This is a genomic window from Thioalkalivibrio paradoxus ARh 1 (genome assembly GCF_000227685.2).
GTDB classification, from domain to species: Bacteria; Pseudomonadota; Gammaproteobacteria; order Ectothiorhodospirales; family Ectothiorhodospiraceae; genus Thioalkalivibrio; species Thioalkalivibrio paradoxus.
Window position 1 is genome coordinate 87602 of the sequence record NZ_CP007029.1, and the last position, 14445, is coordinate 102046.

Genomic DNA, 14445 nt, shown 5'->3' on the forward strand with positions numbered 1-14445 from the left:
CTCAGTCTCCGCCCCCGGCGAGCGCGATCGCCTCCTGCAGCGTGAACGCGTCCTCGTACAGCGCGCGGCCGACGATCACGCCGTCGATGCCGTCGTCCTCGTGTTCCTTCACCCGGCGGATGTCGTCCAGCGAACTGACGCCGCCGGAGGCGATCACCGGGATCCGCACCGCGCGCGCAAGCCGCGCGGTGGCGTCGACGTTGACCCCCTGCATCATGCCGTCGCGGCTGATATCGGTGTAGATGATGGCCATCACGCCGTCGGCCTCGAAGTGCTGGGCGAGGTCGATCACGTCGTGGTGCGAGAGCTTGGACCAGCCGTCGACCGCGAGTTTGCCGTCGCGTGCGTCGAGCCCGACGATGATGCGCCCAGGAAACTCCAGGCAGAGGTCGTTCACGAAGTGCGGTGCGCTGACCGCCTTGGTGCCGACGATCACGTACTCCACCCCGGCCTCGAGATAGGCCTGCACCGTGTCCGCGTCGCGGATGCCGCCACCGACCTGGATGCGCAGTTCCGGGTGGGCGTCGGCGATCCGGTGGATCACGTCCGCGTTCTTCGGAGCGCCGGCAAAGGCGCCGTCGAGGTCGACGATGTGCAGCCGTTCGGCCCCGGCGTCGATCCAGCGCGAAGCCATCGCCACCGGATCGTCGCCGAACACCGTCGACTCGTCCATGCGCCCCTGGCGCAGCCGCACACACTTTCCTTCCTTGAGATCAATTGCAGGGATGACCAGCATCATCGGCTCCGGTAGAGGGAAACGCGCGGGGCCCGCATCACCAGCCCCCGTCCCAGCGCAGAAAGTTGTTCAGCAGGCGCAGCCCGTCGGCGGCGCTCTTTTCCGGGTGGCACTGCATCGCGAACATCGGGCCGTCGGCGATCGCGGAGGCGAAGGTGTCGCCATAGTCGGTTTCGCCGACGATCTGGTCGCCCTGCGCCGGCAGCACCCGGTAGCTGTGCACGAAATAGAACCACGCCTCGCGGGGCAGGCCCTGCCAGAGCGGATGTTCGCGCACCCGGCGCACCACGTTCCAGCCCATATGCGGGATTTTCAGGCGCCGACCCTCGTGGTCGATCGCACGCTCCGGGAAGCGCTCGACCCGGCCCGGGATCAGCCCCAGCAGGTCGACGCCGCCGTTCTCGGCGCTCCAGTCGAGCAGGATCTGCTGGCCCAGGCACATCCCGAGGAACGGCCGGGTCGCGGCGAGTTCGGGCAGCATGCGGTCGATCCCGAGCCGACGCAGCGCCAGCATCGCATCGGCCGCCGCGCCCTGGCCCGGAAACACCAGCCGGTCGGCCTCGCCGATCACCGAGAGGTCGTCGGTCAGCAGTACGTGCGTCCCGGGCGGCGCCTCGTGGCGCAGCGCCCGTGTCACGGAGTGCAGGTTGCCCATGCCGTAGTCGATCACGGCGACGCTTTGCATCGGAGAACGCCCTCTTGCGCAACCCGCCTTACAGCGCGCCCTTGGTGGATGGGGTGACGTCGATCATGCGCGGGTCCGGTTCGGCCGCCATGCGCAGCGCCCGGCCAAAGGCCTTGAATATCGTCTCGGCGACATGGTGCGCGTTGTGTCCCCGGATGCTGTCGATATGCAGTGTCATCCGGGCGTGATTGACGAGACCCTGGAAGAATTCCTGGAACAGGTCGACGTCGAACTGACCGATGTGAGAGCGGCGGAACTCGGCGTGCATCTCGAGCCCCGGGCGCCCGGAGAAGTCGATCACCACCCGGGCGAGCGCCTCGTCCAGCGGGACATAGGCGTGGCCGTAGCGGCGGATGCCCTTCTTGTCGTTCAATGCCTGCGCCAGCGCCTGTCCCAGCGTGATGCCGATGTCTTCCACGGTGTGGTGGGCGTCGATGTGCAGGTCGCCGTCGGCCTGGATGTCGAGATCGACCACGCCGTGGCGGGCGACCTGGTCCAGCATGTGGTCCAGGAACGGTAGTCCGGTGGCGAAGTGGCCCTTGCCGCTGCCATCCAGGTTCAGTTCCACCCGGATCCGGGTCTCGAGGGTGTCGCGCTGGACGACGGCTGTACGCGCTTTCATGATGCCGATGCTATCGCAAATCCCCAGTTTAGCAAGCCGCCGGCGCTTCGGCACGGAACGCACACCCGTCGCGGCGTGGGGATTGCGGCGTCGTGGGGTTGCCTCGGGATCCGATGGTTGTGCGCGCAACGGGTTCTGGCAGCCGGTCGGACCTGGGCTGCTAGCGGTCGGTACGCTGGCCGATCAGCAGCGCCTCCGGCACCGCCGCCTGAATCGCGATCGGGATCTCCAGGCAGAGCCCGGGGCGGGCCTGCACCGAGACCCACAGCGTGTTGATCCGCAGGTTCAGCTCCACAAAGGCGACGACCTCGGCATAGCGTTCCAGTACGCACTGGATCGCCGCCAGGCGCGCGCGGATTTCGTGTTCGTGCCGGCGCTTCAGGCCGGGAATCAGCATCATGAAGTCGGCCAGGCGGCGGCCGTTTGCGTCGCGCCGCGGGAGTCGCTGCCATAGCGGCTCAACCGGCTGGAACGCGGAGGCTCGCCGCAGGCCGGATCCGGCTTGCGGCGCAGCCGGATCGAGTCGTTCGGGCTGCGGGCAGACCAAGGCGAGTCGATCCGGAATCCCGGGCGTATGTGCCATGTCACCTCCCGTCGCGGGCCGACTGACAAGCGGATCGCGGTGCGTCCGCCTGTTCGCAAGAGGCTACATCGACTGTGGGTCGGGCACAAAAAAGCCGGGGACATGCCCCGGCTTTTCGGCTTGCGCCCTGAACCGAAATCAGCCGATCTCGGCTTCGGTGCTGTCGCTTTCGCCCTTGTTGTCCTTCCAGGACAGCTTCAGGGTGTCGCCCTTGCTGCCCGAGAACTGGAACTGGAAGAACGGGTTGCGCGAGATGCCGGCGCCCCAGAGCGCGGTCATCACGGTGTTGCCACCCACCTCGGCCTCGACGGTCTCGATGTAGTGGGCGGGGACCAGGTTCCCGGCGCTATCCTTGCGGGCACCGGTTTCCATGGGATGGCTCATCAGAGCGCGAACGGTCACGATGCCGCCGGACTCCTGGGCGCGAACACGAATGGTGGACATTAGCTATACCTCCAGAATTGGGAAAGTCGGTTCGTCAATGCCGGCCGTTAGCCGCCGCAGCCACCGATGGTGACTTTCACTTCGCGAGCCGCACTGTACCAGGTGCCGCCCGACTTCACGGCCGCGATCACGTCGGAAGACTGGCCGAGCTTGATGCGGGTGGCCACCATGGGCACGGTGCCGGCAGACAGGAGGTACTTGGAAGTCAGCGGGTTGCCGTTCTCGACCGCGAACAGCGCCATTTCGGTCACGTCGGACATGCTGGTTTCCATCGTCACCGGGACCACGGCGCCGTTCTCGGCGATCTCGGGGGCGGTGATTTCGATGTCGCCGGGGGTCAGGTCGGTCGTGCCCAGCGTTGCCTGCAGCGAGTTGTCGATGCCTTCGGCTTGGAAGGCATCCGCGGGCCAGGCGGCCAGCAGCTGGCTGGGGGCCAGGAGGCCGGCTCCGACGGCGACGCCGACGGTGCCGGCAGCCAGGGTGCCTTTCAGGAAGACACGACGCTTGTTACTGGTCATGGAGATCTCCTCTCATCTTTGGGTCGTTCCGGATCGTCCGGGGCGTGGGTTGGTACGCCTGCAATACGGACGTAGGTAAGACTAATCTATTCCCACAGGGTTTCACGAATTTTCCACAGGGCCGTTGCTCGGCTGCAGAAGCTTCCCCGGGGGGAACGGGCCGCGGGCCCTTCCCGTCCACCCATCGGGCGGGAACGGACGAAGGAGTATAGACCACCCGTTCGGGATCCACCGGCGTGCACGGCCGACCGCGCCCATCGGCGCGCAGGATGCAGCCGATCAACGTTGCGGGCGGCTTCCGGTCTCATTCATGCGTGCGTTGCAGCGTGGCTGGGGGTGGCCGAGCGCGCCATCGGCGTTAGACTGATGCCTTCGCCCCGAGACAACGCCGTAGCCGATGCCCTGCAAAGCCCACCTTGTCCTGATCCTGGTCGTCGTCCTCCTGGGAACCCTGCAGATATTGGCCAGCTGCGGGCAGAAGGGGGATCTGTATTTCCCTGAGGATCTGCCCGAGGAGCAGCGCTGATGGATCACTTCGATCTGCGCAACGGCGTGCTGCACTGCGAGTCGGTGCCGCTGACCGAGATCGCCGAGGCGGTCGGTACGCCGGCCTATGTGTACTCGCGCGCGACGCTGACCCGCCACTACCACGCCTTCGCCGATGCGCTCGAGGGCATCCCGCACCAGGTCTGCTTCGCGGTCAAGGCGAATTCCAGCCTGGCCGTACTGAACGTGCTCGCGCGCCTCGGTGCCGGCTTCGACATCGTGTCGGGGGGCGAACTCGAGCGGGTGCTGCGCGCCGGCGGCGAGCCCGGCAGGGTGGTCTTCTCCGGGGTCGGCAAGACCGCCGCCGAGATGCGCCGCGCGCTGCAGGTCGGTATCCATTGCTTCAACGTCGAATCCGGGCCGGAGCTCGAACTGCTCGATGCGGTGGCGGGGGACATGGGCCTGCGCGCGCCGATCGCGATCCGGGTGAATCCGGACGTGGATGCGGAGACGCACCCGTACATCGCGACCGGCCTGCGCGAAAACAAGTTCGGGGTGGACATCGCGGCCGCGCACGCGTTGTACCTCGAGGCCGCGCGCCTTCCGCATCTGGACATCCGCGGCGTCGGATTCCACATCGGCTCGCAGCTGACGCGGCTGACCCCGTTCACCGATGCGCTCCAGCGGGTACTGGCGCTCGCCGACGATCTGGAGCGAGACGGGATCAGGCTGGCGCACATCGACGTCGGCGGCGGCCTCGGCGTGCGCTACCGCGACGAGACGCCGCCCGAGCCCGCCGACTACGCCACCGCACTGCGCGAACTGCTCGCCGGCCGGAACTGGCCGGTACTGCTCGAGCCGGGGCGGGCGATTGCCGCGAACGCGGGCGTGTTTCTGACCCGGGTCGAGTTCCTGAAACACACGGCGCACAAGGACTTCGCGGTCGTCGATGGCGCGATGAACGACCTGATCCGCCCCGCGCTGTACGGCGCCTGGCAGGAGATCGTTCCGGTGTCCCCCCGCGACGGGACGCAGCGGCGCTACGATGTGGTCGGGCCGGTTTGCGAGACCGGCGATTTCCTCGGCCGCGAGCGCGAGCTGGTGCTCGCCCCGGGCGATCTGCTCGCGGTGCGTTCCGCCGGTGCCTATGGATATGTGATGGCGAGCAACTACAACAGCCGGCCGCGCCCCCCGGAGGTGATGGTCGACGGCGACCGCTATTACATCGTGAACCGTCGCGAGCAGGTGGATCACCTGATGATGCGCGAAAGCATGCTGCCGGGGGCGGACTGATGGAACGCCGGCCGGAACCGGAGCTGATGCTCGACCCGGAACAGGCCCGGGCCTACGCCGAGGCCGATTTTGCCGAGCCGCACGAGCACTTCGTCGATCTGTTCGCGGAACGTTTTCCCGACATGGCCGGCGGAGCGGTACTGGACCTGGGCTGCGGCCCGGGTGACGTGAGCCTGCGGCTGGCCGCGCGGTATCCGGCCTGCGTGGTCCACGGGATCGACGGCGCGCAGGCGATGCTGGCCGCGGGCGCGGCCTGGTGCCGGGCGCATCCCGCCGGTTCGCGCGTGCAGCTGCGCATGGGGCGGTTGCCGGACGCACAGGCTCCAGGCGCTCCGTACGAGACGATCGTATCCAACAGTCTGCTGCACCACCTGCACGATCCACGGGTGCTCTGGGATGTGATCCTGCGCGATGGCGCGCCCGGGGCACGGGTGTTCGTAATGGATCTTTGCCGGCCCGAATCCGCACAGCGGGTATCGGAGCTGGTGGCCCGCCATGCGGCGACTGCGCCGGAAGTGCTGCGGCGCGACTTCGAAAACTCGCTGTACGCCGCGTTCACGCCCGGGGAAGTGCGCGCGCAACTCGGCGACGCCGGCCTCGAGGCATTTCAAGTCGAGCAGGTCAGCGATCGCCATCTGGTGGCCTGGGGCCGCCTGTGATTCGGCGAAGCTGCGAGGCACCGGATTGACACGGACAAGGCGACGATGAAACTCGCGTTCACCAAGATGCACGGCCTGGGCAACGACTTCGTCGTGATCGACGGCGTGCGCCAGCAAGTGGACCTGGACCCGGAGGCGATCCGTTTCCTGGCCGACCGCCATTTCGGAATCGGCTGCGACCAGGTGCTGCTGGTCGAGCGGCCGGTGGATCCGTCGCGGGCGCTGTTCCGCTACCGGATCTTCAATGCCGACGGCGGCGAGGTCGAGCAGTGCGGGAACGGCGCCCGCTGCTTCGCGGTGTTCGTCCGGGAGCAGGGTCTGACGCAGGCCGATACGATCCCGGTCGAGACGCTGGCGGGTCCGATCGAACTCCAGGTCGAACCCGACGGCCAGGTCACGGTGAACATGGGCCGCCCCCGCTTCCATCCCGACCAGCTTCCGTTTCTGGCGCCCATCGAGGCCGACGAGTACCCGCTCGAGGTCGCTGGCGAATCCCTGCGCATCGGCGCGGTGTCGATGGGCAACCCTCACGCGGTATTGCTGGTCGACGCGGTGGCGACCGCGCAGGTCGGGCGGCTGGGCCCGGCGATCGAGCGCCATCCGCGCTTTCCCGACCGGGTCAACGTCGGCTTCGCGGCCGTGCGCTCGCGCGACCACATCGACCTGCGCGTATGGGAACGCGGTGCGGGCGAAACCCTGGCCTGCGGTACCGGCGCCTGCGCCGCGATGGCCGTGGCCCGGCGGCGTGGCCTGGTCGATGACCGGATTCGGGTCGACCTGCCGGGTGGAAGCCTTGTGCTAAGCTGGAGCGGCGAGTCGGACCAGCCGGTATGGATGACCGGGCCGGCCACCACAGTTTTCCACGGTCGAATCGAGCGATGACAGCGAGTTCCCCGAAAGCCGAACCCGAATTCCCCAGCGAACAGGCGGTGGAGGCCTATCTTCGCGCGCACCCCGACTTCTTCGAGCGCCACCTGGCGTTGCTGGCCTTGCTGCGCCTGCCGCATCCCGTCAGCGGTTCGGTCTCGCTGATCGAGCGTCAGGTAACGCTGCTCCGCGATCGGCATCGCCAGCTCGAGCAGCACATGGGCGACCTGGTCGAGCGTGCACGCGACAACGAGCGCGTCGGCGAGCATCTGCACCGGTTGGCCTGCACGCTGATGCACGCCGAGGGCCCCGATGCGGTGTTGGCTTTGACCCAGGACGCGCTGCGCGACGAGATGAAGGCGGAACTCGTCAGCATTCGGCTGATTGGCCCCGAACACGACGATCTGCACCGCCTGCGCGAGGCGGATCTGGCGCATTTCGATGAGCTGTTCGTGCGCGGGCGGGCGCAGTGCGGGCGGCTGCCGCGAGCGATGCTCGCGGTGATGTTCGGCGACGAGGCGAGCGCGGTCGGATCGGCGATCTTGATGCCGCTGGTGGCCGAGGGCGGCGGGCGCACCGGCGTGCTGGCGCTGGGCAGCCGGTCGGCCGAGCGTTTTCAGCCGGACATGGGCACGTATTTCGTCACGCATCTCGGCGAACTGCTGGCAGAGGCGATCCGCTGTCATGCCGGCCGCCGCTGCGCGGGGGAATAGGCCATGCCGGTCGAGCGGCGCCCGCGCCGCCTGGCGCTGTACCGCGCAGCCCTGACTGCAGGGCCAGCTTCGCTTCCGCCGGGCCCGGTCCCGAATCCCGATGCGTGCCGAGGCTGAGTCCGATCGCGCGCTGCCGGACGATCCGGCGGTCGTGGCGTTTCTCGATCATCTGCGCAGCGAGCGCGGCCTCTCGGAGCATACCCTTTCGGCCTACGCGCGCGATCTCGGGCGCCTGCGGCGGCTGGTCGCCGGCGCCTGGAAGGAACTGCAGCCGGCGGACCTGCGTCGGGCTGCCGCCGCGCTGGCCCGCGACGGGCAGAACCCGCGGACCATCCAGCGGTTCCTGTCGGCGGCACGGAGTTTCGGGCGCTGGGCGGTGCGCGCGGGATGGATGGATCACAACCCCGCGGCGGCGATCCGCGGCCCCCGGCGGGGCCGCCCCCTGCCCAGGGTGCTGGACGTCGACCAGGCCGAGCAGGCGATGCGCCCGCAGGGCGAGGATGCGCTGGAACTGCGTGACCGGGCGATGCTGGAGCTCTTCTACTCTTCCGGTCTGCGCCTGTCGGAGCTGACCGGACTCGATCTCGGCGGGCTCGACCTCGACACCGGCCTCGTCCGTGTGCTGGGCAAGGGCCGACGCGAGCGCACGGTGCCGGTGGGGCGGGCGGCCCGCGCGGTGTTGCGCGAGTGGCTGGCAGTGCGGGCGGATTGGGCCGGGCCGGATCAGCCGGCGCTGTTCGTGTCACAGCGTGGCCGGCGGCTGGGCAATCGCGCGGTGCAGCATCGGCTCGCGCAGGCCGGGCTGCGGGCGGGTCTGCCCGAGCGGCTGCATCCGCACCGGCTACGCCATGCGTTCGCCAGTCACCTGCTCGAGTCGTCCGGCGATCTGCGCGCGGTGCAGGAACTGCTGGGGCATGCCGATCTTGCAACCACGCAAATCTACACCCATCTGGATTTTCAGCACCTGGCGCAGGTATACGACAGCGCACACCCGCGGGCGCGGCGGCCATCGCGCGCTCCGGCGGGCGGCAAGGGCGCGACTTCGGCAGGCGAAGAACCCGCCTAGGAGCAAGGCGCGCGCGCAGAGTATCCTGCCGCGCGTCTCGCCGGGATCCCGAACCATGCAGCCGCGCGCCGGGCGCGCGAACAGGAGGTCATCCTTGGAGCAATTTCGCGGCACCACCATCGTCAGCGTCCGGCGCAACGGCGAGGTGACCCTCGGCGGCGACGGCCAGGTTTCGCTGGGCAATACGGTGATGAAGGGCAACGCGCGCAAGGTCCGGCGCGTCTATCATGACCGCATTCTTGCCGGTTTCGCCGGCGGAACCGCCGATGCGTTCACGCTGTTCGAACGCTTCGAGGGCATGCTCGAGAAGCACTCGGGCAACATGACCCGCGCCGCGGTCGAGCTCGCGAAGGACTGGCGGAGCGACCGCGCGCTGCGCCGGCTGGAGGCGTTGCTGGCAGTGGCGGATCGCGAACATTCGTTCGTGATCTCGGGCAACGGCGACGTGATCGAGCCCGAGCACAGCCTGATCGCGATCGGTTCCGGCGGGCCCTATGCCCAGGCCGCGGCGCGGGCATTGCTCGAGAATACCGAACTGCCGGCGCGCGACATCGTCGAACGGAGTCTCGGCATTGCCGCCGACATCTGCATCTACACCAACCACCAGATCACGCTCGAACACCTCGGGCCGGAAACGCGCCGCGCCTGACGCAAGGATTCCCCGATGACCGACATGACCCCGCGCGAGATCGTCCAGGAACTGGACCGTTACATCATTGGCCAGAGCGAGGCCAAGCGTTCCGTGGCGGTGGCGCTGCGCAATCGCTGGCGCCGGCAGCAGCTGCCGGACGCGCTGCGCCAGGAAGTCACACCCAAGAACATCCTGATGATCGGCCCGACCGGTGTCGGCAAGACCGAGATCGCGCGCCGGCTGGCGCGGCTGGCCAAGGCGCCGTTCCTGAAAGTCGAGGCGACCAAGTTCACCGAGGTCGGTTATGTCGGCCGCGATGTCGAGTCGATCATCCGCGACCTGGCCGATGCCTCGGTGAAGCAGCTGCGCGAGGAGGAGATGGTCCGGCACCGTGGCAAGGCCGAGGATGCAGCCGAAGAACGCATCCTCGACGCGTTGCTGCCGCGCCCGCGGGCGACCGGCTATACCGCCGAGCCCGAACCCGCCGACAGCGATACGCGCCAGAAGCTGCGCAAGCGCCTGCGCGAAGGCGGCCTCGACGACCGCGAGATCGAGATCGAGGTGCGTGCGGTGCAGCCGGGTCTGGAAATCATGACGCCGCCCGGGATGGAGGAAATGGCCAGCCAGCTGCAGTCGATGTTCCAGAACCTGGGTGGCAACCGCACCCGCAGCCGGCGGCTGAAGGTGCGCGACGCGATGCGCCTGCTCACCGACGAGGAGGCGGCGCGGCTGGTGAACGAGGACGAATTGAAGCTGAAGGCGGTGGAACGGGTCGAGCAGAGCGGCATCGTGTTTCTCGACGAGATCGACAAGGTCGCGAAACGCGGCGAGCACGGCGGTACCGATGTCTCGCGCGAGGGGGTGCAGCGCGACCTGCTGCCGCTGGTCGAGGGCACCACGGTCAACACCAAGCTCGGCATGGTGCGTACCGACCACATCCTGTTCATCGCCTCGGGCGCGTTTCACCTGTCCAAGCCGTCGGATCTGATCCCCGAGCTGCAGGGTCGCCTGCCGATCCGGGTCGAACTCGACGCCCTTTCGGTCGACGACTTCGTGCGCATCCTGACCGAGCCGACCGCGTCGCTGACCGAGCAGTACACCGCGCTGCTCGGCACCGAGGGGGTCACGCTCGAATTCCGCCCGGATGGCGTGCGCCGGATCGCCGAGATCGCGCACGACGTGAACGCGAGTACCGAGAACATCGGCGCGCGCCGGCTGCACACGGTGCTCGAGCGCCTGCTGCAGCAAGTCGCGTTCGAGGCTCCGGATGTGTCCGGGCCGGTGATCGTCGATGCGGCAATGGTCGAGCAGCGCCTCGGAGGGTTGCTACAGGATGAGGACCTGTCCCGGTACATTCTCTGACGCGGCGGCTGCAGGATCACAGCGGACGGCACGAACCCCGTGCCCGCCGCGACGCCTGGGGCGGGACGGCGGGTACGCCGATCCCGGCCCGCGCCAGGCGCATCAATCGTTTCGAACCGGAATCGGCCATGCTGAGGAGCAGACCATGAGCAGCAAACATCGCCCCACGGATATCCAGTTGCACCAGAAGTCCCGAATCCTCGAGCTCGGCTACGCGGATGGCACCACCTTCCGCCTGCCCTGCGAGTTCCTGCGCGTGTATTCGCCCTCTGCCGAGGTGCGCGGGCATGGCCCGGGGCAGGAAACGCTGCAGCTGGGCAAGGAAGACGTGAACATTACCGAGGTCGAACCGGTGGGCCACTACGCGGTGAAGCTGGTCTTCTCCGATGGCCACGACACGGGTATCTTCGACTGGGATTACCTGTACAACCTCGGCCTGGAGCAGGACAAGCTATGGCAGGAGTACCTGGACAAGCTCACCGCGGCCGGCCACCAGCGCAAGACGCATTGATGCCCCGGCGATGAGCGACCCACAGCGCCGCAAGACCCACTTCGGGTTCCAGACCGTCGCGGAAGAGGAGAAAGCCGCTCGGGTGGGGGAAGTCTTCCACTCGGTCGCGACCCGCTACGATCTGATGAACGATGTGATGTCCATGGGCATCCATCGCCTCTGGAAACGGCACACGGTGCAGCGGGCCGCGGTCCGTCCGGGCATGCGCGTGCTCGACCTTGCCGGCGGCACCGGCGACCTCGCGGCCGCATTCGCACCGCGGGTCGGTGCGCGCGGCCGGGTGGTGGTGTGCGACATCAATGCGTCGATGCTTGTGGTCGGGCGCGATCGGCTGCTCGACGAGGGGCAGGTCGGCAACCTCGACTTCGTTCAGGCGGACGCCGAACGCCTGCCGTATCCCGACGAGTCCTTCGACCGGGTCACCATCGCCTTCGGCCTGCGCAACGTGACCCGAAAGGAAATCGCGCTGGCCGAGATGCGCCGGGTGCTGAAGCCCGGCGGGCGCCTGCTGGTGCTCGAGTTCTCGCAGCCGGTCGCGCCGCTGCGGCCTTTCTACGACGCCTACTCGTTCAAGGTGCTGCCGATGATGGGCCGGCTGATCGCCGGTGACTCCGACAGTTACCGCTACCTCGCCGAGAGCATTCGCATGCACCCCGATCAGGAGACGCTGGCCCGGATGATGCGCGACGTGGGGCTGGAGCGCGTCGAATACGAGAACCTGACCGGCGGCGTGGTCGCGCTGCACCGGGGTACGCGGCTCTGATCGGCATGACCGCCTCGCCCCCCCTGGCCCTGCCCACCGCGTTAACGGCGCTGCTGGAAACGGCGCTGGGCCGCTGGCTCGCTGCCGGGCCGCCGTCGGCCCGGCAATGCCTGTCCGGGCGCAGCATTGCGGTAGCGATCGACCCGCCCGGGCTCGGTCTGGTCTTTCTGGGCGCGGCGGACCGGATCCAGGTGCTCGGCGAGCTGGAAGGCGAAGAGCCCGACTGCTCCGTGACCGGCTCCCCGCTGGCGCTGGCGGCGGCGCTGTCGCGCGGGGACCGCTCGGGGATCGCGATCCGCGGCGACGCGACCGTGCTCGGGGATCTGCAGCGTGCCCTCGCGGGCGTGTCGGTCGATTGGGCCGGCTGGTTCGAAATGCTGGCGGGCGCGGGCAGTGCCGCGCCGCTGCTCAGGGCCGGCGAGACGGCGCGAGCACAGGTCGAGCGCTTTTTCCGGCGTGGCGAAAGCGATCTGTCCGAATACCTGCAGGAAGAGATCCACTGGTTGCCGCCCGCAGGCGAGTTCGACGCCTTCAGCGCCGACGTCGCCGATCTGCGCGACGATGTCGCCCGGCTCGAGGCGCGCATTGAGCGACTGGAGGGGCCACGCGTTCCGCGGCAACGCGATCCCGGTTCCTCCGGACCGGAATGATCCGCAGCTTTCATCAGGGCCTGCGCCTGTGGGTCATCGGCCGGGTGCTGGTGCGCTACCGGCTCGACGCGATCCTGTTCACGCTGAAGCCGCTGCGGCCGCTGAGCTTCCTGCTGTATCTGCTGCCCTGGAACTGGTTCCGGCAGGTCAAGGGCACCCGCGGCGAGCGTATCCGCTGCGCATTGGAGGACCTCGGCCCGATCTTCGTGAAGTTCGGGCAGATGCTCTCGACCCGGCGCGATCTGTTGCCGGACGACCTGGCGCTGGAACTGGCGCGATTGCAGGATCGGGTACCGGCGTTTCCGAGCGAACAGGCGCGGGCCGAGATCGAGAAGGCACTGGAGCAGCCGATTGCTGCGGTGTTCGACGAGTTCAGCGACGCGCCGCTCGCGTCCGCGTCGATCGCGCAGGTGCACGCGGCGCGGCTGCGCGACGGGCGCTCGGTGGTGGTCAAGGTTGTGCGCCCGCGGATCGACCGGACCATCCGCGCCGACCTGGAGATCCTGCACCTGATCGCGTTCCTGGCCGACCGGTACTGGGCCGACGGCCGGCGCCTGCGCCCGCGCGAGGTCGTCGCCGAATACGAGAAGACCGTGCTCGACGAGCTGGATCTGATCCGCGAGGGCGCGAACGCGGTCACGATCCGGCGCCACTTCGAGGGCAGCGGGCTGGTGTACATCCCGGAGGTGATCTGGGATTACACCCGGCGCAACGTGATGGTGATGGAGCGCATCAGCGGCATTCCGGTGGCGGAGGTCGATGTGCTGCGCGCGCTGGGTGTGAATCTGCGCCTGCTCGCCGAACGCGGTGTCGAACTTTTCTTCACGCAGGTCTTCCGGCACAACTTCTTCCATGCCGACATGCACCCCGGAAACATCTTCGTCGATGCGACCGACCCGGACGACCCGAGCTACCTCGCGGTCGATTTCGGCATCGTCGGGAGCCTGCTGGACTCGGATCAGCACTACCTCGCCGAGAACTTCTATGCCTTCTTCAACCGGGATTACCGGCGGGTGGCGGAGCTGTACGTGCAGTCCGGATGGGTGCCGCGCCACACCCGGGTGGACGAGTTCGAAGGCGCGATCCGCTCGGTCTGCGAGCCGATCTTCCAGAAGCCGCTGGACCAGATCTCGTTCGGACACCTGCTGCTGCGCTTGTTCCAGACGGCGAGGCGCTTCGACATGGAAGTGCAGCCGCAGCTGGTGCTGTTGCAGAAGACGCTGCTGAATATCGAGGGGCTGGGCCGGCAGCTGTACCCGCAGCTCGACCTCTGGACCACGGCCAAGCCGTTCATCGAGCGCTGGATGTCGGAACAGGTCGGTGTGCGCGCGTTCCTGCGCAGTGCCGAGCGCAACCTGCCCAAGGTGCTGGTGCAGCTGCCGGAACTGCCGATGCGGCTGCAGGCGGTGCTGGACTCCGAGCGCGACCGCGCCGAGCGCGACGCCGAGTTGCGCGCCGAGCTGCGCGCGCTGAAGGCGACGCTGCAGCGCGACGCGCGGCGCCGGGCCGAGGCCTTCGCCGGCATCGGCCTGCTGCTTGGCGCGGGGGTCGCGAGCCGGATGGACGGCTTCGCCTACTGGCAGGGGCTTCCGTGGCCATCCTGGGCGCTCGGCCTTGCCGGGCTTGCGCTCTTGTTCTTCAGCCTCCGCCGCGGCGATGGGCTGATCCGCCGCATGCGCGGCATGGACCGGAACCGCCCCGACTGAGCGCGGCGCTGCCCGCACCGGCGGGCCTGGCGGCCGTCGCGCCTCGCTCGCCGGAGCCTCTACCGGTCGCCCTACGGGTCGCAGACTGTGCCGCGAGGGGTGTAGGCTGACAAGCGTTACCGGCTGTCAGCCGATCAGAGCAAGGGGAAA

General features: G+C 68.4%; 18 protein-coding genes. 12 read left to right on the top strand and 6 right to left on the bottom strand.

Going from position 1 to position 14445, the window contains the following annotated elements:
* Nucleotide 1 precedes the first annotated feature (1 nt).
* The 6 genes from hisA to soxY form a co-directional block, all read right to left on the bottom strand.
* Complete coding sequence (gene hisA / locus THITH_RS00445; RefSeq protein ID WP_006746498.1) at nt 2-736, bottom strand: 1-(5-phosphoribosyl)-5-[(5-phosphoribosylamino)methylideneamino]imidazole-4-carboxamide isomerase; 735 nt, start codon at nt 734-736, stop codon at nt 2-4.
* Between the two features lie 37 nt (nt 737-773).
* Nucleotides 774-1421 (bottom strand): imidazole glycerol phosphate synthase subunit HisH, encoded by a 648-nt coding sequence (hisH, locus tag THITH_RS00450; RefSeq protein WP_006746497.1) that lies wholly within the window; start codon nt 1419-1421, stop codon nt 774-776.
* 28 nt (nt 1422-1449) lie between these two features.
* Nucleotides 1450-2043, bottom strand: a complete 594-nt coding sequence (gene hisB, locus THITH_RS00455; protein ID WP_006746496.1) for an imidazoleglycerol-phosphate dehydratase HisB — start codon at nt 2041-2043, stop codon at nt 1450-1452.
* Between the two features lie 160 nt (nt 2044-2203).
* Entirely contained in the window at nt 2204-2626 is a 423-nt protein-coding gene (locus tag THITH_RS00460; protein WP_006746495.1) for a hypothetical protein, read from the bottom strand.
* A gap of 138 nt (nt 2627-2764) precedes the next feature.
* Nucleotides 2765-3070, bottom strand: a complete 306-nt coding sequence (gene soxZ / locus THITH_RS00465; protein ID WP_006746494.1) for a thiosulfate oxidation carrier complex protein SoxZ — start codon at nt 3068-3070, stop codon at nt 2765-2767.
* 47 nt (nt 3071-3117) lie between these two features.
* Complete coding sequence (soxY, locus tag THITH_RS00470) at nt 3118-3588, bottom strand: thiosulfate oxidation carrier protein SoxY (protein WP_006746493.1); 471 nt, start codon at nt 3586-3588, stop codon at nt 3118-3120.
* 397 nt (nt 3589-3985) lie between these two features.
* On the opposite strand from soxY, the gene lptM reads away from it, so the two are divergent.
* The 12 genes from lptM to ubiB all read left to right on the top strand — a co-directional run bounded on the left by lptM (nt 3986) and on the right by ubiB (nt 14295).
* On the top strand, nt 3986-4114 hold the full coding sequence (gene lptM / locus THITH_RS17255; RefSeq protein WP_006746492.1) for an LPS translocon maturation chaperone LptM: 129 nt from the start codon (nt 3986-3988) through the stop codon (nt 4112-4114).
* The gene (lysA, locus tag THITH_RS00475; protein ID WP_006746491.1) at nt 4114-5367 is read left to right on the top strand and encodes a diaminopimelate decarboxylase; all 1254 of its coding nucleotides are present in this window, start codon (nt 4114-4116) and stop codon (nt 5365-5367) included. Before lptM ends, lysA begins: the two co-directional genes overlap by 1 nt.
* Complete coding sequence (locus THITH_RS00480; RefSeq protein WP_041483476.1) at nt 5364-6026, top strand: class I SAM-dependent methyltransferase; 663 nt, start codon at nt 5364-5366, stop codon at nt 6024-6026. The genes lysA and THITH_RS00480 overlap by 4 nt, the downstream gene beginning before the upstream one ends.
* 45 nt (nt 6027-6071) lie before the next feature.
* Entirely contained in the window at nt 6072-6908 is an 837-nt protein-coding gene (gene dapF / locus THITH_RS00485; RefSeq protein WP_006746489.1) for a diaminopimelate epimerase, read from the top strand.
* Nucleotides 6905-7606, top strand: coding sequence for a DUF484 family protein (locus THITH_RS00490; protein WP_006746488.1), 702 nt, complete (start codon nt 6905-6907; stop codon nt 7604-7606). Before dapF ends, THITH_RS00490 begins: the two co-directional genes overlap by 4 nt.
* Nucleotides 7607-7706: 100 nt before the next feature.
* Nucleotides 7707-8672, top strand: coding sequence for a tyrosine recombinase XerC (gene xerC / locus THITH_RS00495; RefSeq protein WP_006746487.1), 966 nt, complete (start codon nt 7707-7709; stop codon nt 8670-8672).
* A 94-nt stretch (nt 8673-8766) separates the two neighbouring features.
* Nucleotides 8767-9321, top strand: coding sequence for an ATP-dependent protease subunit HslV (gene hslV, locus THITH_RS00500; RefSeq protein ID WP_006746486.1), 555 nt, complete (start codon nt 8767-8769; stop codon nt 9319-9321).
* A 15-nt stretch (nt 9322-9336) separates the two neighbouring features.
* A complete protein-coding gene (gene hslU / locus THITH_RS00505; RefSeq protein ID WP_006746485.1) occupies nt 9337-10665 on the top strand; it encodes an ATP-dependent protease ATPase subunit HslU in 1329 nt (442 codons plus the stop codon).
* A gap of 145 nt (nt 10666-10810) precedes the next feature.
* A complete protein-coding gene (locus THITH_RS00510) occupies nt 10811-11176 on the top strand; it encodes a gamma-butyrobetaine hydroxylase-like domain-containing protein (protein WP_006746484.1) in 366 nt (121 codons plus the stop codon).
* A 10-nt stretch (nt 11177-11186) separates the two neighbouring features.
* Nucleotides 11187-11939 (top strand): bifunctional demethylmenaquinone methyltransferase/2-methoxy-6-polyprenyl-1,4-benzoquinol methylase UbiE, encoded by a 753-nt coding sequence (ubiE, locus tag THITH_RS00515; protein ID WP_006746483.1) that lies wholly within the window; start codon nt 11187-11189, stop codon nt 11937-11939.
* 5 nt (nt 11940-11944) lie between these two features.
* Entirely contained in the window at nt 11945-12589 is a 645-nt protein-coding gene (locus tag THITH_RS00520; RefSeq protein WP_006746482.1) for a ubiquinone biosynthesis accessory factor UbiJ, read from the top strand.
* Nucleotides 12586-14295: a ubiquinone biosynthesis regulatory protein kinase UbiB gene (gene ubiB, locus THITH_RS00525; RefSeq protein WP_006746481.1), complete on the top strand. Its 1710-nt coding sequence runs from the start codon at nt 12586-12588 to the stop codon at nt 14293-14295. The genes THITH_RS00520 and ubiB overlap by 4 nt, the downstream gene beginning before the upstream one ends.
* Nucleotides 14296-14445 lie beyond the last annotated feature (150 nt).